Source organism: Vreelandella xerophytica, from assembly GCF_968048975.1.
In genome coordinates this window covers 280,493-297,284 of the sequence record NZ_OZ309106.1, presented here as the reverse complement: position 1 = coordinate 297,284, position 16,792 = coordinate 280,493, and the positions used below count along the sequence as shown (strand labels likewise).

Sequence of the window (16,792 nt, the reverse complement as noted above, 5' to 3'; positions counted from 1 at the left end):
CTAAACGTTGGAACATGGCCGGAAAAGACGCAGACGCCGTTGCGTCGTTCAGGCGTTATTTACCCGAGACCACCACAGGCAGTTCCAGCGTGACGTTGAGCCCGCCCGCCTGAGCGCGCTCCAGGCGCATCGCGCCCTGATAAAGCGCCACCAGATCCGCCACGATGGAAAGTCCCAGACCGCTGTTGGATCGCTGCTCGTCCAGGCGCCTGCCCCGCTCGAGCGCGGTCTGGCACTGGCTTTCGTTCATTCCCGGGCCGTCATCGCTGACGCTGATCACAAGCGACTCGCCCCGGACCTCGACGCGCAGCTCCACGTCGCTTCTGGCCCAGCGCAAGGCGTTATCCAGCAGATTGCCCACCACTTCCTGAACATCCTGGCTATCCATGCGCACCCAGGGGCTTGCCTGCCAGCATTGGTGCAGGCTCACCTGGCGGCGACCCGCCAGGTGCGTCAGGCCATCGAGCAGTCCCGACAGGGTGGCGTCGAGCGCGATGGGGGCCAGGTGCAGGCCCTCGCCCGCCGCCGAGGCTCGGGCAAGATGATGGCGCACGGCGCAATCGATGCGGGAAAGCTCGGTGTCCAGGCGCTCGCCATACTCGCCGGGCAGTTGCTTCAACTGCAGACGCATCACGCTCAGCGGGGTCTTCAAGGCGTGAGCGAGATTGCCCGCCGTATGACGGCCGCGCTCGATCAAACGCTGATCCCTTGCCAGTACCGCGTTCATGGAAGCGGCCAGCGTGGCCAGCTCGTCGGGCAGGCGGGTATCCATCCTGTCCACCGTACCTTTTTCCACGTCACGCAGGTTGGCGTTCATGCGCCGAAGCGGCGCCAGCCCCCAGCGTACCTGAAGCGCCAGCACCCCCAGCAACAGCGCCCCCAGAGCAAGGATTCCCAGCCATAAAAGCCGCTGAAACCGGTGGATGTTCGTTTGCAGCTCGGTATCCTCGGCCGCCACACTGACATGCAGGGGCGTTTGCAAGGGCGCCAGGTAGATATCGCGCTCCACCACGCGAAGCGGCTGGCGCCTTGGCCCTTCAAGGCTGCGCGCGCTCACCTGGCGGTTATCGGTCACCGGCAGGCGCTGGTCCCAGAGCGAACGCGAGGCCAGCCGGTGTTCATCCTGGTCGGTAATCTGCCAGTACCAGCCAGAGAAGACCTGGTCAAAACGCGAATCTCCCAGCGCACTCTGGTAGATAAGCTCGCCGCTTGCCGGGTCCAGCGCCGCCCCGGCGATCACCACGTTGAGCGTCGCTTTCAGACGCTCATCGAAAGCGGCCACGGCAGAGGTGCGGTAGTAGCAGGAGAGCCACGCCCCCGCCAGGGGCAGCGCCAGCACCACGATCAAGAGCGCGGCGAACAGCAGCCGAGTGGTGATGGAGCGCCTTGACCAGCGCTGGCCTAGCAAGACCCGGCCACGAGTGGCCCGGCTAGGAGGCATCCGGCGCCTCGGCCAGGAGCCGGTAGCCCAGACCCCGCAGGGTGACAAAGCGCCAGGCCCCCAGCTTGCGGCGCAGGCGGCTGATCTGCACATCGATGACGTTGGAGTCGGGCTCTTGGTCACGATCATAAACGTGCTCGGCGAGTTCGCTGCGACTCACCACCCGCGGGGCGGCGTGCATCAGATAGCTCAACAACCGGGTTTCCTGGGCGGTCAGGCTTACCGGGCGGCTGGCCAGGGTAACGTGCTGGGTATGAGTATCCAGACTCAGCTCCCCCACCTTGATCACCGGATGGGCGTGGCCGTGGGTGCGGCGCACCAGCGCGCGCAGGCGAAAGAGCACCTCGGCGGGCTCAAAAGGCTTGGTGACGTAGTCATCGGCGCCGGCCGTAAACCCCGCGGCCTTGTCCGCCCAGCGCTCCCGGGCGGTGAGAATCAGCACGGGAATGTCAATACCGTCGTCGCGCCAGGCGCTCAGCCAGCGCGTGCCGTCACCGTCGGGCAGGCCAAGATCCAGAATCAGCGCGTCATAAGCTTCCGTGCGCACCAGAAAGTCGGCCTTCTGGCCGGTATCGGCGCACTCCACCCGCCAATCGCCATCCTTGAGCACCTGGCTGAGCGCGAAGGCCAGCGCCGGGTCGTCCTCTACCAACAAACACTTCATGGCCGGATATCCTCAGCTGTCGTTTAACACAGCCTCTGTCTAACGCTGCATCTCGTTGATGCGCACCCCTTCGATCTTCATGAGCTGCCCGCTTCGCCCGTCGAACTCGAACTCCACTACCTGACCCTGGGGGCCAAGCATCTTGATCTCGTACTCGATCTCGCCGTCGTCGCGTTCCACTTCCACTTCGATGACTTCGCCAACATAGCGCGCTTCCAGCCAATCCAGAAGGCTTTCAAGACTTACCGCCTCGCCCTGGCGCACCTGATGGTCAAGCCCCTCCCAGGGCTGATCTGCAAAGGCGCTGCCCCAGAGCACCCATGCCACGACCACCCCGGCCAAGAGCGGGCATCGCAGGATAGAAAGAGGGCGAGTCGTCACAGGTGTCTTCATGACGACAGGATGCCAAAACTGACATGAACGCAGGATGAACAGCCCTTTCAGGTTAAGGACAGAGACGCGGTGCTATAACGGTGGCGTCGCATCGGGCAACGCCGATGCGCTTTCTCCCGACGTTTTCGATTTCAAGAAGGAATTTGCCATGACGACCCTGAAAAAAGTGCTGCTGCCCGCCTCAATGCTGCTTCTCGCCGCCACGGCGGCCACGGCTCAGGCCGAGGATGCCTTGGCGCTCGAGCGGCTTGACGAGGTGCTCGGCTATACCGCGGACTACGGCTTTACCCATTACCAGGAGATCAGCATCGAAGATAACAACCGCATCGAGGTGGAGGGCTGGCTCGATGACGAATGGTTCGCCGATATCGAGTTTTCCCTGGAGAGCGGCGACACCCTGCAGGAAGAGCGCGAGCGCCTGGTGAGCGGTGCCTGGGGGATGAGCGAAGAGGATATCCGCCGGGCGTTCGACGTCGCGACCCATGAAGGCATGGTGGCGTTCGAGGATATCGACATGAACCAGAGCGGTATCATCGATATCGAGGGACGTAACGCCGAGGGCCGCGAACTCGAGATCAGTCTGCGCCAGAGCTCTTACGACATTACCGCGATCGATCGCGACTAACCTTCAGTCAGCGGCTTTCCCAATAAATTTTATTAACCTATGTTAAAAACGGGTGCCAAACACCCGTTTCCTTGCAAGACTTCCTGAACTATCGGCAGTCCTGACAGTTGCCGCGCGCCATGATGGCCTCGGCGATACGCTCGATCCCCTGACGATACGCCGCCTGACGGTAGGTAATCTTCTCCTCTTTCGCGCGCTCGAGCACCAGGCGCGCCTCTCCTTGCAGCTTTTCGTCCAGGCGCTGGTTGACCTCTTCTTCACTCCAGGCCTGGCCCGAGCGGTTCTGCAGCCACTCGAAATAGCTCACGATCACCCCGCCGGTATTGGCCAGCACATCGGGCAGCACATCGATGCCGCGCCTGGCGAGCTCGCGGTCGGCGTCGCTGGTGACCGGACCGTTGGCGATTTCCAGAATCATTCGGGCATGGATATCGCCGACGTTGTCGCCGTGCACCTGGTTTTCCAGCGCGGCCAGAGCGAGCACGTCCACTTCAAGCGCCAACAGCTCATCGCCCTTGATCGCCTTGCCCTGACGACACTTGGCCAGCTCGCCGTTCTTATCCTTGGCCTTCTTGGCCGCGTCGATATCCAGCCCCGCTTTCTTGTAGATGCCGCCGCTTGAGTCGGACACCGCCACCACCTTGTAGCCGCGCGCGCTGGCCTGACGGGCGAAGTGATACGCCGCATTGCCAAAGCCCTGCACCGCCACGGTGGTCTCTTCGGGCTGGCGGTTCTCCTGCTTCGTCCATAGATCCAGTACGGTCAGCGCGCCGTGGCCGGTCGCGGCCACCCGGCCGGGGGAGCCCCCCAGCGGCAAGGGTTTGCCGGTAATCGCCGCCGGCGCCCGGGCGCGCTTGATATTCTCGAACTCATCGATCATCCAGCCCATCACCTCGGCGTCGGTGTTGACGTCCGGGGCGGGAATGTCACGGTCCGGACCCATCACATCGGCAATGGCGCGAATGTAGCCCCTGGCCAGGCGCTCGCGCTCCAGCGACGACAGCGCCTTGGCATCCACCTGCACCCCGCCCTTGCCGCCCCCGAAAGGCAACCCGGCCACCGCGCACTTGATCGCCATCCAGAAGCTTAGCGTGGTAACTTCGTGCTGATTGACTTCGGGGTGAAAACGCACCCCGCCCTTGGCGGGCCCCAGGCTGATATCGTACTGCACGCGCCAGGCAGGAAAGGCCTGCAGACTGCCGTCATCCATGCGTACCGGCACGCTCACCTGAAGTGAAAGCGCGGGCTGCATCAGGCGTGCCTGGGCATCACGATGAATATCCAGTGCGCTGAAGACTTCCTCGAGACGCGAGCGGGCATCTTCAAAAAGGGCCGCGCCGGTTTGCGGGGTCAACGCCTGGGCGTCAATATGAGACCGCTCAGTGGCCTTTTTACTGGCGGCGTTTTTGGCAGACGAACCGGTGGAGCCTTTCCGCTTTTTGGTCTTCGCGTTGGCCATGAACACACTCCGTTGTATCGATGGGGACGACTTGAGCCCCGGGGGCTTTTGAAAGCGTAGCAGCACTTCATTTATTTGGCCCTTGGCTGACACGTGAGTATTTAGGAGGCCGACATGACGCTGGAAAATACCGTCGCCCGCGACCTGGTGTGGCTCCTGGACACCCCGGATATCGTGACGCTCAAAGGCTATTCGGGCCGCCCAGACCGACAGGAGCTGGGGCTGAAAGAGAACGAGAGCGCCTGGCTCGAAAGGCGGCTACCGGCGTGCCAGGCCGTGGCGCAGAAACGCTTGAAGCGAATGGGCCACTACCACGAAGCGCTATGGCACCTGCTTCTCGATCATGCACCCCATACGCGACTTCTGGCGCGAAACGTGGCGATAAGAGCGGCGCGTCTTACCCTGGGAGAGCTGGATATGCTCTACCGCACCCGAGCCAACACGGCCCCCGTTCATCTGGAGGTGGCGATCAAGTTCTACCTCGGGCTCGACGAAGGCCCCGGCGCGCCCGACAGTCAGTGCCGCTGGATCGGCCCGGGCGGGCTCGATAGCCTGGAGCGCAAGTGCACGCACCTGCACGCCCATCAGCTCCCCCTTTCCGCCACCATGCTTGCACGCGACACGCTGCGCCACTGGCTAACACCGCGAGACTGCGCGTCTCTGGAAAACGGTCTTGATACACTCACTCAGCGCCTGGCCATGCCTGGGGTGCTTTTCTACCCTTTCCATGCCGCCCTGCCTCCACCCGAGGGTGCAAGCGATCACCACCGCCGCGGGCAGTGGTGCTACCTAAAGGATTGGGAAAAGCTTTTAGCGGCAAAGGGCTGCGTACGCCTGGCCTGGCTGCAAAAGCCCTTTTGGCTGGCGCCACCGCTCGATGAGGCGTTTCATCCCCCGGCACAGGTAATACCGGCCCTTGTAACGCATCTCAAACAGTTCGGCCCCCAGCAGGTCATGCTGAAGGCCGAAGCGAGTGCGGAAGACGTCATGAGGTACGAGCGGGTATTCATCGTTCCCGACGACTGGCCCCGGCAGATACCACTGCCGCTTGCCAGGGCGCAGATGTAAGAAGGCGGGGTTAAACGATCACCAGGTTGTCGCGATGAATCAGCTCGTGGGCCTCCACGAAACCCAGGATCGCCTCGATCTGATGACTGGGCTTGCCGGCGAGAAGACCCGCCTCGTCCGCCCCGTAGTTGATCAGCCCCTTGGCGATACGCTGACCCTGCTCGTCCACGCACAGCACCATGTCGCCACGCTTGAAGCTGCCCTGCACCTGGCGAACGCCGACAGGGAGGAGACTCGAGCCCTTCTCGCGCAACACGTTCACCGCGCCGGCATCCAGCACCAGGGTCCCCCGCACCTGAAGCTGGCCGGCCAGCCAGCGCTTGCGCGCGGCAATGGGGGCCTGGTTGGGCTTGAGCAGCGTGCCCAGCGCTTCCCCCGCCATGATGCGTGTAATCACGTCAGGCTGGCGGCCGCTGGCGATCACCGTGAGCGCACCCGAGCGCGCGGCAAGGGTGGCCGCACGCACCTTGGTGCTCATGCCGCCGCGGCCCAGTGCCCCGCCGCTGCCTGCCACGGCAGCCAGTTTCGGGTCATCGGCCTGCCCCTCGTCGATCAGGGTGGCGCCGGGGTTTTCTCGCGGGTCGGCGTCGAAAAGCCCTTCCTGGTCGGTCAGCAGTACCAGCGCGTCGGCCTCCAGAAGATTGGCCACCAGTGCACCCAGGGTGTCGTTGTCGCCAAAGCGAATCTCGTCGGTGACCACGGTGTCGTTTTCGTTGACCACCGGCACCACGCGCATCTCCACCAGCGTGCGCAGCGCCGACAGCGCATTCAGGTAGCGCTTGCGGTTGGACAGGTCGTCGTGGGTCAGAAGAATCTGCGCGGTGAGCATGCCGTGACGTGCAAAGTGCTGTTCGTAGCACTGCGTAAGCCCGTTCTGGCCGACGGCGGCGGCGGCCTGCAGCTCGTGAACCGCCGTGGGCCGCGCCTGCCAGCCCAGCCGTACCATGCCCGCGGCTACCGCCCCCGAAGAGACCAGCACCACCTCGATGCCGCGCCGGTGAAGCTCGGCGATCTGATCCACCCATCTGCCGATGGCGGCGTCATCGAGCCCGCGCCCGTCGTCGGTGATCAAGGCGCTACCGATCTTCACCACCACGCGACGGGCGCCGCTCAGCGCCTCGCGACCCGGCAACTGCTCACGATGTTCCATGCCGTCTCTTCTGCCCCCACCCTAAACGTCAGTGACACTTGTTGTGTTGATGTCTGAAACTCCCGGCCTGTAGAGGCTCAGGGCGCGTACTCCACGTCCACATCGTAATCGTCGTCGTCGAAGTCGTCGTCATCTTCCACTTCTTCGCCGCGCCGCTTGCGGTTGTGGTGCAGGCGCGCCTCGGTCCGGGCGACGGACTCTTCCTCCATGCGTCGACGCATTTCCTGCTCGCGCTCGAAGGCCTCTTCGTCCTCGTTCTCCAGGCGCTGCTGCTCGGTGAGCCAGCGATGCGCCGCCTGTACCAGCTTGTCGGTACCTTCGCTTGAAATCGCCGAGATCTGAAAGACCGGGCCGTCCCAGTCAAGCGCTTCGATCACGGCCTGCGCGCGGGCTTCACGTTCCTCTTCCGGCAGCAGGTCGAACTTGTTGAGCACCAGCCAGCGCGGGCGCTCGGACAGCGCCGGAGAGAACTGCCCCAGCTCGCGAATGATCGCTTTCGCCGCCTCGACCGGGTCGGATTCGTCAAAGGGCGCGATATCCACCACGTGAAAGAGCAGCCGTGTACGGGTCAGGTGCTTGAGAAAGCGAAGCCCCAGGCCCGCGCCGTCGGAAGCGCCTTCGATCAGCCCCGGTACGTCCGCCATCACGAAGTGCTCGTGCATGCCCAGCTTCACCACGCCCAGGTTGGGCACAAGCGTCGTGAACGGGTAGTTGGCCACTTTCGGCTTGGCCGCGGACACCGAGCGGATCAGCGTCGATTTACCGGCGTTGGGCATGCCGAGCAAGCCCACGTCGGCCATGACCTTCATTTCCAAGCGAAGATTGCGTCGGTCGCCTTCGGTGCCCGGGGTAGTGCGCCGCGGTGCGCGGTTGGTCGAGGACTTGAAGTGAATATTGCCCAGCCCCCGGCGTCCGCCTTCACCCACCAGCACCACCTGGCCGATCTCGGTCACGTCCGCAATCACTTCCAGGGTGTCCTCGTCGATCACGGTGGTACCTACCGGCACCTTGACGTGCAGGTCAAGACCTGCCTTGCCGCTCATTTGGCGGCCCATGCCGCCCTGGCCGTTTTCAGCCTTGTAGAACCGCTGAAACTTGAAGTCGATCAGCGTATTGAGGGCGTCATCCCCGATCAGGTAGACGCTGCCGCCATGGCCGCCGTCCCCGCCGTCCGGGCCGCCTTTGGGTACGTACTTTTCGCGGCGAAAGCTCAGACAGCCGTTGCCGCCCTTGCCTGCCTCGACAATGATCGAGGCCTCATCGACGAACTGCATTGAATTCTCCCGGCCGCTTTCGCCGCCCTTGCATCCCCCGCCGTCAAGGCCTGGGGGTTAACAGACAAAAAAGCCCCGCCAATGCGGGGCTTTTCTTTCGTTCGATCGTTTCAGCGCCTAGCGCTTATTCAGAAACGATGCTCACGAATTTACGGTTGTGCGGGCCCTTGGTCTGGAACTGCACTTTACCGTCGTTGAGTGCGAACAGCGTGTGATCGCGACCGATACCGACGCCGGTGCCGGCATGGAAACGCGTGCCGCGCTGGCGAACGATGATGTTACCCGCGGTTGCCGCCTGGCCACCGAAGAGTTTTACACCAAGGCGTTTGGATTCGGAATCGCGACCGTTACGCGTGGAGCCGGCTGCCTTTTTATGTGCCATTGCAATAGTCTCCTATCAGGGAATATGACCGTTTAAACGGAAATTCCGGTAATTTTGACTTCAGTGAACCACTGACGGTGGCCCTGACGCTTCATGCTGTGCTTACGGCGACGGAACTTGATGATGTTGACCTTGTCACCACGGCCGTGAGAGACGATTTCAGCAGATACTTTAGCGCCGCTGATCAGCGGGGCGCCAATGTTGAAATCATCGCCGTCTGCTACCATCAGCACGTCTTCGAAATCGATGGTTTCGCCGGTGGCGACTTCGATCTTCTCGAGCTTGAGGGTCTGGCCTTCCTGAACGCGGTACTGCTTGCCACCGCTTTTGATAATTGCGTACATGTCGCTCTCCGGACTTGTCGTTAATGCCGGCCTTATCGCCGACGCTCATCGGGTTCCGCGCCTTTCAGCGCTTCGTGCTCTTATAGGCCTGTGGCGAGTGGCGCCCCTTTTGGCAGCCATCTGACAGGGAGCATGATGAGTGGGTCGCGGATTATAGCGATATTCTGCATCTACCACAAGGCCCCCAGGCCTTGTCAATTGCCGCCGGGCCGCATCGAAGCTGACTGTGCCTTGACGCCTTACAGGCGGCCCCATAGCATAATCCCCACTCAGGGCGGTAATTGCCGCTTTTCACCTGCCGCGATGAACAAATTCCATGACTAACGTCTCTCATACAACGCCCGCCAGCCCAACGCCTTCACCGCTGCACGCCGTGGTGGCGGGCGACTTTGAGGCCGTCAACCGTACCATTGTCGAGCAGCTCAACTCCAAGGTCCCGCTGGTGGAAACCATCGGCCAGTACATCATCGAAAGCGGCGGCAAGCGCATGCGCCCGCTGTTGGTGCTGCTGGCGGCGCGCTCGCTGGGCTACGAAGGCGACAAGCACGTAACGCTTGCCACGCTGATCGAGTTCATGCACACCTCCACACTCTTGCACGACGACGTGGTGGATGACTCACACCTGCGCCGCGGCAAGAAAACCGCCAACGACGCATGGGGCAACGCGCCCTCGGTGCTGGTGGGAGATTTTCTCTACTCGCGCTCGTTTCAGATGATGGTCAGCGTAGGCTCCATGCGCATCATGGCAATACTGTCGAGCGCCACCTGCATCATCGCCGAGGGCGAAGTACTTCAACTGACCAACATCGGCAACCCGAGCCTGTCGGAAGCCGCCTACTTCGAGACCATCCAGGGCAAGACCGCGATGCTGTTCGAGGCCGCCTCCCACAGCGGCGCGGTACTCGCCGACGCCACACCGGAGCAGGAGCGCGCCCTTCAGCATTACGGGCGCTACCTGGGCCTTGCCTTTCAGCTCATCGATGATTTGCTGGACTACCAGGGCGACGCCGAGGCGATGGGCAAGAATGTGGGCGACGACCTGGCCGAAGGCAAGCCGACGCTTCCCTTGATTCACGCCATGGAGCGCGGCACCCCGGAACAGGCCAAGCTGATCCGTCAGGCGATCCGCAAGGGCGGGCTCGAGCAGCTCGACGAGGTACTGGCCATCGTTCACAGCACGGGGGCGCTGGAGTACACCCGGCGCCGCGCGGCGGAAATGGTCGACAAGGCCCTGGCTGAACTCGAGAAGCTTCCGGAAAGCCCCTATCGCGACAGCATGGCGGATCTTGTCCGCATGGCGATCGAACGCCAGTCCTGAATCCCGAAATCACTCAAGGCGCTTTTAAATTTCTACTTGAAATATCCCGCGCCCAGGCGTAAGATTCATCCCCGTTATTGAGCGCCGGAATATAGCTCAGCTTGGTAGAGCGCTGCCTTCGGGAGGCAGAGGTCGTAGGTTCGAATCCTGCTATTCCGACCACAGATTGATAGAAAAAGGCCACTTAGCTCATCGAGCAAGTGGCCTTTTTTTGCGCGTATCATTGAGGCCCCAATCAACCAGGGCACGACCGACGCCTGAGCTTGCTTTTGCGCACTATCACCGGCCTTGCTTCCCAGTGCATGATCGCCCTGGACTTAGGGTGAAATCCATCAGATCCCTCGCCACGTTCGAGCCACATAATGTTTTTAAAAATTCTCTTCTGGATTGTTCGTGTACTGACGCTTTTATTGATAGCGGTCAGCCTGCTCCCCGAGATTCCCAGCGGTCATTGGGCGATCCGGCTCTGGGAGTTTCCGCGCCTGCAACTGAGCGTGGTGTTGGCCGTCGTGCTGCTGCTTCTGATCCTGCATGCCTGGCTTGGAAGAGCACGAAAGGAGCACGGCGTGTTGCTTGCGCTGCTGCTGGCGACCGGCGGCTGGCAAGTGTCGCATATCCTGCCCTTTACCCCGGTCTGGCCGAAGGAAGTGCAAGAGGCGGATGCGCGAACCCTCGAGAGCCAGTCCACGTTCAAGATTCTGACCGCCAACGTCGACTACACCAATGACCGCTACGCCGACGCGCTGGATTTGATCGAGCGCGAAGACCCGGACGTCGTGCTAATCATCGAGATCGATCGCGAGTGGGAAGCGGGGTTGGCGCCGCTGGACGAAAGCTATGAGTACTACGTGGGCGAGGTGCGTGAGGAAGGGTTAGGCATCGCGCTTTGGTCACGCTTTCCCCTGCAGGCGCAAGACGTGGCCCATTTGGTGTCCGAGCGCCGGCCGTCGGTCTTTGCCACCCTGGACGTCCCCGGCATCGGGGCGGTGCGCTATGTCGGCATTCACCCGGTGCCACCGGGGCTTAAAGAGCGCACGCCAGATGATGGCGGCGACGCGGAACGCCGGGACAGCCGGGAGCGCGACGCGGAACTGATGCTCGTGGCCGAGCGCGTCGAACAGGATCCGGACAGCCGCTGGATCGTGACCGGGGACTTCAACGATGCGGCCTGGTCCAATACGACCCAATTGTTCATGAGCTTGAGCGATCTCAAGGATCCACGCCGCGGGAGAGGCTTGTTGAGTACCTACCACGTCGATTATCCGTTCTGGCGCTACCCGATCGATCATCTGTTCGTCTCTGACGGCTTCGAGCTCGTCGCGCTGGATCGCGTAACGCTTGCGGGGTCGGATCATTTTGCCATCACGGCAACCTTGACGGCCGCCGCACAAGACCCGGCCGCGCCCGAGGCCTCGGCGCAGGAGCAGCAAGAAGCCGATGAGCTGATCGAGGAAGGCGAAGAAGACGCCCGCGAAGAAGGCGTCAGCAGTTAAGAAGTGATCGCACTGGAAAAAGGTCACCACGCGGGTGGCCTTTTTCGTTGCAAGCGCGGGTGTATCACGCCATCTCGAACTCTCGAATCGACGCCACCAGGTCGTTGAAGCGCTCGCCCTGGATCATGACGTGCTCGCGTAGAAGCTGCTGGGCGCGGGCGCTGTCGCCGGCCTCGATGGCGGCGACGATGGCTTCGTGCTCGGCCAGCGAGTTCTCGACCCGCATGCGCACCTGTAGCTGCATTCGCCGGTAGGGCTGGAGAAGCGCATGCAGCCGCGCGGCCTCCTGGGCCAGAAACTGGTTGTGGCTGGCCTCGTAGATGCAGTGATGGAAGACACTGTTTTCGTAGTAGTAGCCGTTGGCATCGCCCTGTTCGGCCTTGGTCCGGCAGGCATCGAGGGCCTGGATCAACGAGGCGTGTTCATGCTCGGTGATGCGTCTTGCCGCCAGGCGGCCGCTAAGACCTTCCAGCTCGGCCATCACCTCGAAGCGCTCGACCAGCTCAGACACGCCCAGCTGGGTGACGAACGTGCCGCGCTTGGCCACCACCTGTACCATGCCGGACATGGCCAACTGCTGAATGGCCTCGCGAATCGGCGTGCGCGAGCACTCGTACTCCAATGCCAACGCGTCCGGGTCCAGACGCTCCCCGGGCAAGAAGCGCCCGGCGACGATCGCATCTTCCAGCAGGTCGCGGAGTCGCTGCGCCTGAGACACCTTCGCCATAAGTCTACCCCTCCCCGTCTTGACTCATATATTCTTTCCCTCTATTTGTTATATATAACATGCCGCGTTGTTTAATGTTTACCACGCTAACTGACAATAATAAAGCGCTGGCAACCTATCAACCGTATGCCCAACCGACCCACAAAAAGGCCGATGCGCATGAACATGAATATGACGTTTCTCCAGGGGCTGCTTACCAACATTAGCACGCGTACGCGCCAGCTGAGCAGCGCCCTGGGTACCGATAAAGGCGGTGAAAGCCACTTCAACGGGTTGACCGCCGCCTGCAAGGGGTTGATGGGCCGCACCGGCGAGGCTTCGCAGATCATGCTGGCACAGCAGGCGCTGGCGCACTATCAAGCGCTCACCGAGAAGGAGAAGCTGGCGTTCTTTCAACTTCTCGCCAATGACTACGCTGCCGAGCCTGCCGATATCCACAGCGCTTACGAGATCTACCGCGAACGCGAGGACAACGCCTCACTCGAGCGGCTGTTCAACGCCTGCGAACCCCGCCGCCAGGACCTGCTGCGCCGCTTGAATCTGTGCCCCGGCGGCACCTATGAACTGGTGAACATGCGCTCGGACTTGCTCAAGTGCCTGCGCCAATCGCCGGAGCTTTCCGCGCTGGATAGCGATTTTGCCCACCTGTTCAGCTCCTGGTTCAACCGCGGTTTTCTGGTGCTCGAGAGCATCGACTGGAACACCCCCGCCGCGGTGCTGGAAAAGCTGATTCGCTACGAGGCGGTTCATGAGATCGGCGACTGGCACGACCTTCGCCGTCGTCTCGACCCTGATGATCGCCGCTGCTACGCCTTTTTCCACCCGGCTACCGGCGACGAGCCGCTGATCTTTGTGGAAGTCGCGCTGTGTGACGGCATTCCCGGCAACGTGCAGCGCATTCTGGAGCATGGCGAGGAACTTCCGCTGGAAGACGCCGACACGGCCGTGTTCTACAGCATCAGCAACTGCCAATCGGGGCTCAAGGGTGTGTCGTTTGGCAACTTCTTGATCAAGCAGGTCGTCCAGGAATTGAGCCGCGAACTACCGCAGATCAAGAACTTCGTCACCCTTTCGCCGGTCCCGGGCTTTGCCGACTGGCTTGGTGAGGTACGCGAAACGGCAACACTTTCCGACGAACTCACCGCGTACCTGGATACTCATGAAAGCCAAGAGCTTTCATCATCCGCTCACAAGGAATTCATGCGCCTGGCCGCCCACTACCTGACGGAGGTCAAGCACCGAAGCGGCCAGCCGCTCAACCCGGTCGCCCGCTTTCACCTGGGCAACGGCGCAAGCCTGCATCGCCTGAACTGGCGGGCGGACACGTCACGCAAGGGGCTCACCCAGGCTCATGGCTTGATGGTGAACTACCTTTACCAATTGAACCGCATCGAACAGAACCACGAAGCGTTCACCATCAATCACACGGTGGTATGCGCCAGCGACATTCGCCGCCAGGCCAATCAGGCAAGCCAGTACCTGGAAGCGAAAACGCCCGCCAAGGCCTAGCGCCCCGGTACGCCCGGCGACAATAACAAGGAGTCTTTATGAACCATAACTTGTACCTGCACTTTTACCCGCACTTCGAGCGAGCGCCGGATAAAGTCCTGATGGACACCCTCGACGGCACACGCTATCACTACCGCGACGTGTTGAGCCAAAGCAGGCGATTCGCCACGATCCTTCTGGAACTGGGCGTCACACCCGGCGACCGGGTCGCCGTTCAGGTGGACAAGAGCCCTGAAATCGTCATGCTCTATCTGGCGTGCTTGCAGGTCGGCGCCGTGTATCTGCCGCTCAACACTGCCTATACCGATAGCGAGATCGCCTACTTTCTGGAAGACGCCGAGCCGCGTCTGTACGTCTGCCGCCCCGAGGTGTTGGCTGAGGCCAAGGCGATCGCCGAGCAAAGCGGCGTCGCTCAGGTGGAAAGCCTGGGCGCCAAGGCCGATGGCAGCCTGATGGAAAAAGCCGCCAATGCCCAGGAAACCGATACCGTGTGTGAAGTGGGCGCCGACGACCTGGCGGCCATTCTGTATACCTCGGGTACGACCGGACGCTCCAAGGGGGCGATGCTGAGTCACACCAACCTGACCTCCAACAGCCAGGCGCTGACCGAGGCGTGGCAGTACAGCGAAAACGATCACCTTATCCACGCGCTGCCCATCTTCCACACTCACGGGTTGTTCGTGGCCTGTAACGTCACGCTGATCAACGGCGCGTCGATGACCTTCCTGCCCAGGCTCGACGTCGACGAACTGCTCGACCTGATGCCGGATGCCACGGTGCTGATGGGGGTGCCCACGTTCTACACCCGCCTGCTGGCAAGCCCGCGCCTGAACCGCGAGGTCGTCGCCAACATGCGCCTGTTCATCTCCGGCTCGGCACCGCTGTTGGCGGAAACTCACGCCGAGTTCAGTGAGCGCACCGGTCACGCCATTCTGGAACGCTACGGCATGACCGAGACCAACATGAACACCTCCAACCCGTATGAGGGCGAGCGCCGCCCGGGCACCGTGGGCACGCCGCTTCCGGGGGTGACGGTGCGCATCACCGACCGGGAAACCGGCGCCGAGCTGGCCCAGGGCGAGACCGGCATGGTCGAGCTGACCGGGCCCAACGTATTTCGCGGTTACTGGCGCATGCCGGAAAAGACCCAGGCCGAATTTCGAGACGATGGTTACTTCATCACCGGCGATCTTGGCCTGATCGACGACAAGGGTTATCTGAACATCGTCGGCCGCGACAAGGACCTGGTGATTTCCGGTGGCTACAACGTCTATCCCAAGGAAGTGGAACAGTTCATCGACGACCTGGCGGGGGTGACGGAGTCGGCGGTCATCGGCGTGCACCACTCGGATCTTGGCGAAGGCGTGGTCGCGGTGGTGGTGCTGGAAGAGGGCGCCACTCTGGACGAAGAGCAGATACTCGGCGCCATACAGGACGATCTGGCCCGCTACAAGCAACCCAAGCGCGTCTTCTTCGCCGACGCCTTGCCGCGCAACGTCATGGGCAAGGTACAGAAAAACCAGCTGCGTGAGACCTACGCCGATACCTTCAAGGACAACCGCGCCACCGCCAATGCTTGACCACTGATCGACCCTGGGCGCCGAAGCATGCCAAGCGCGGCGCCCCTTGAAGCCTGACAATAACGACAATACAAGAAGGAAAACGCCATGGTAATTTACGGAGTCGCCCTGCTGGCCGGCTGCATGCTGGTTGGCCTATGGGCCGGTGATGTACTGGGCATGATGCTCGGTGTGGAATCCAACGTGGGCGGTGTGGGCATCGCCATGCTGCTGCTGATCTTTCTTGGCGGCTATCTCATGGACAAGAACAAGATGCCCGAGAGCACCGAAAGCGGCATCACGTTCTGGAACGGCATGTATATTCCCATCGTGGTCGCCATGGCGGCCAGCCAGAACGTGGCCGCGGCCATCGACGGCGGAATGATTGCCCTGCTGGCAAGCCTGGTGGCAGTCGCGGCAAGCTTTGCCCTGGTGCCCGCGCTCACCCGGCTGGGCCGTCCCAAGGAGGCCGAAACCCCCACACCGGCAGCCCCCACGGATGAAACGCCGGTCAACAAGGTCGCCTCGCGCGCCCCGGAATCACGTTCGAAGAAAACCTCGCGCCCTGCCAAATCCTCGCGTCCCACGCGCCCTCACCACGCCCGCTAAGGAGTTGCCCCCATGCTTGAATCACTGATGACACAGCTTGAACGGCAGCACCTGATCGCCGCCTTCGCCCTGGTAGGCGCGGCCATGTACGTGTCGTATCTGGTCAGCGCCAAGCTCACCAGAGGGCGGGTTCACGGCTCGGCCATTGCCATTATGGTGGGTCTGGCGCTGGCCTATTTCGGCGGAGTGTATACCGGAGGCAGCAAGGGCCTTGCCGATATCAGCCTGTTTGCCGGGCTGGGGCTGATGGGCGGCGGTATGCTGCGCGACCTGGCCATCATCGCCACCGCCTACGGCGTACGCTTTCAGGAAATTCGCCAGGCCGGCATCAGCGGGATCATCGCGCTCTTTCTAGGCGTGATCGTTTCGTTCATTGCCGGGGTGGCAGTGGCATATGCCTTTGGTTACCGCGATCCCGCCAATCTCACCACCATCGGCGCGGGTACCGTCACCTATATCGTGGGCCCCATCGCCGGCGCCTCCATCGGCGCCTCGTCCGAGGTGATCGCGCTCTCCATCGCCGCCGGGCTTTTCAAGTCGATCCTGGTGATGGTGCTCACCCCGATCGCCGCGCGCCATATCGGCCTGGACAACCCGCGCTCGGCAATGATCTTCGGTGGGCTGATGGGCACCACCAGCGGCGTGGCGGCGGGGCTTGCCGCCACCGACCCGAAGCTGGTGCCTTATGGCGCCATGACGGCCACCTTCTACACCGGCCTGGGGGCACTGCTCGCCCCGTCGCTGCTGTACTTCTGCGTGCGCGCCATCTTCTAACGG

17 protein-coding genes and 1 tRNA gene are annotated in these 16,792 nt (G+C 62.3%); 9 read left to right on the top strand and 9 right to left on the bottom strand.

Going from position 1 to position 16,792, the window contains the following annotated elements:
• Positions 1–55 precede the first annotated feature (55 nt).
• Genes ACWF8S_RS01435 through ACWF8S_RS01425 form a run of 3 tightly spaced genes read right to left on the bottom strand, consistent with a single transcriptional unit; the run spans position 56 to position 2,486 of the window.
• Positions 56–1,441, bottom strand: a complete 1,386-nt coding sequence (locus ACWF8S_RS01435) for a sensor histidine kinase (protein WP_447555042.1) — start codon at positions 1,439–1,441, stop codon at positions 56–58.
• A complete protein-coding gene (locus tag ACWF8S_RS01430; RefSeq protein ID WP_447555041.1) occupies positions 1,431–2,105 on the bottom strand; it encodes a response regulator transcription factor in 675 nt (224 codons plus the stop codon). Before ACWF8S_RS01430 ends, ACWF8S_RS01435 begins: the two co-directional genes overlap by 11 nt.
• A 39-nt stretch (positions 2,106–2,144) precedes the next feature.
• Positions 2,145–2,486, bottom strand: coding sequence for a PepSY domain-containing protein (locus ACWF8S_RS01425; protein WP_447555040.1), 342 nt, complete (start codon positions 2,484–2,486; stop codon positions 2,145–2,147).
• A gap of 160 nt (positions 2,487–2,646) precedes the next feature.
• On the opposite strand from ACWF8S_RS01425, the gene ACWF8S_RS01420 reads away from it, so the two are divergent.
• Positions 2,647–3,123: a PepSY domain-containing protein gene (locus tag ACWF8S_RS01420; protein WP_447555039.1), complete on the top strand. Its 477-nt coding sequence runs from the start codon at positions 2,647–2,649 to the stop codon at positions 3,121–3,123.
• Positions 3,124–3,211: 88 nt separating this feature from the next.
• Here the strand turns inward: ACWF8S_RS01420 and ACWF8S_RS01415 are convergent, their stop codons facing one another.
• On the bottom strand, positions 3,212–4,582 hold the full coding sequence (locus ACWF8S_RS01415; protein ID WP_447555038.1) for a Glu/Leu/Phe/Val family dehydrogenase: 1,371 nt from the start codon (positions 4,580–4,582) through the stop codon (positions 3,212–3,214).
• Positions 4,583–4,696: 114 nt separating this feature from the next.
• Between ACWF8S_RS01415 and ACWF8S_RS01410 the strand changes: the two genes are divergently transcribed.
• On the top strand, positions 4,697–5,650 hold the full coding sequence (locus ACWF8S_RS01410) for a DUF1853 family protein (protein ID WP_447555037.1): 954 nt from the start codon (positions 4,697–4,699) through the stop codon (positions 5,648–5,650).
• Between the two features lie 10 nt (positions 5,651–5,660).
• Here ACWF8S_RS01410 and proB read toward each other — a convergent pair whose 3' ends face one another.
• The 4 genes from proB to rplU all read right to left on the bottom strand — a co-directional run bounded on the left by proB (position 5,661) and on the right by rplU (position 8,800).
• Positions 5,661–6,800, bottom strand: coding sequence for a glutamate 5-kinase (gene proB / locus ACWF8S_RS01405; RefSeq protein ID WP_447555036.1), 1,140 nt, complete (start codon positions 6,798–6,800; stop codon positions 5,661–5,663).
• 77 nt (positions 6,801–6,877) lie between these two features.
• Positions 6,878–8,074 carry an Obg family GTPase CgtA gene (gene cgtA, locus ACWF8S_RS01400; protein ID WP_447555035.1) on the bottom strand — a complete coding sequence of 399 codons (1,197 nt, stop codon included), beginning with the start codon at positions 8,072–8,074 and terminating at the stop codon, positions 6,878–6,880.
• A 124-nt stretch (positions 8,075–8,198) separates the two neighbouring features.
• Entirely contained in the window at positions 8,199–8,456 is a 258-nt protein-coding gene (rpmA, locus tag ACWF8S_RS01395) for a 50S ribosomal protein L27 (RefSeq protein WP_252105959.1), read from the bottom strand.
• A gap of 32 nt (positions 8,457–8,488) precedes the next feature.
• Positions 8,489–8,800 carry a 50S ribosomal protein L21 gene (gene rplU, locus ACWF8S_RS01390; RefSeq protein ID WP_447555034.1) on the bottom strand — a complete coding sequence of 104 codons (312 nt, stop codon included), beginning with the start codon at positions 8,798–8,800 and terminating at the stop codon, positions 8,489–8,491.
• A 316-nt stretch (positions 8,801–9,116) separates the two neighbouring features.
• Here rplU and ispB point away from each other — a divergent pair, with 316 nt between their 5' ends.
• The 3 genes from ispB (at position 9,117) to ACWF8S_RS01375 (ending at position 11,611) form a co-directional block, all read left to right on the top strand.
• Positions 9,117–10,118 carry an octaprenyl diphosphate synthase gene (gene ispB / locus ACWF8S_RS01385; protein ID WP_447555033.1) on the top strand — a complete coding sequence of 334 codons (1,002 nt, stop codon included), beginning with the start codon at positions 9,117–9,119 and terminating at the stop codon, positions 10,116–10,118.
• An 85-nt stretch (positions 10,119–10,203) separates the two neighbouring features.
• Positions 10,204–10,280, top strand: a tRNA-Pro gene (locus ACWF8S_RS01380).
• Between the two features lie 200 nt (positions 10,281–10,480).
• Positions 10,481–11,611: an endonuclease/exonuclease/phosphatase family protein gene (locus ACWF8S_RS01375; RefSeq protein ID WP_447555032.1), complete on the top strand. Its 1,131-nt coding sequence runs from the start codon at positions 10,481–10,483 to the stop codon at positions 11,609–11,611.
• Between the two features lie 64 nt (positions 11,612–11,675).
• On the opposite strand, the gene ACWF8S_RS01370 is transcribed toward ACWF8S_RS01375, so the two are convergent.
• A complete protein-coding gene (locus ACWF8S_RS01370; protein WP_447555031.1) occupies positions 11,676–12,338 on the bottom strand; it encodes a GntR family transcriptional regulator in 663 nt (220 codons plus the stop codon).
• A gap of 165 nt (positions 12,339–12,503) precedes the next feature.
• Here ACWF8S_RS01370 and ACWF8S_RS01365 point away from each other — a divergent pair, with 165 nt between their 5' ends.
• From ACWF8S_RS01365 to madM, 4 genes are all read left to right on the top strand, one after another.
• Positions 12,504–13,847: a malonyl-CoA decarboxylase gene (locus ACWF8S_RS01365; RefSeq protein WP_447555030.1), complete on the top strand. Its 1,344-nt coding sequence runs from the start codon at positions 12,504–12,506 to the stop codon at positions 13,845–13,847.
• 38 nt (positions 13,848–13,885) lie between these two features.
• Complete coding sequence (locus ACWF8S_RS01360) at positions 13,886–15,427, top strand: malonate--CoA ligase (protein WP_447555029.1); 1,542 nt, start codon at positions 13,886–13,888, stop codon at positions 15,425–15,427.
• Positions 15,428–15,514: 87 nt separating this feature from the next.
• Positions 15,515–16,015: a malonate transporter subunit MadL gene (madL, locus tag ACWF8S_RS01355; protein WP_447555028.1), complete on the top strand. Its 501-nt coding sequence runs from the start codon at positions 15,515–15,517 to the stop codon at positions 16,013–16,015.
• A 12-nt stretch (positions 16,016–16,027) separates the two neighbouring features.
• A complete protein-coding gene (madM, locus tag ACWF8S_RS01350; protein ID WP_447555027.1) occupies positions 16,028–16,789 on the top strand; it encodes a malonate transporter subunit MadM in 762 nt (253 codons plus the stop codon).
• The last annotated feature ends 3 nt before the right edge of the window (positions 16,790–16,792 follow it).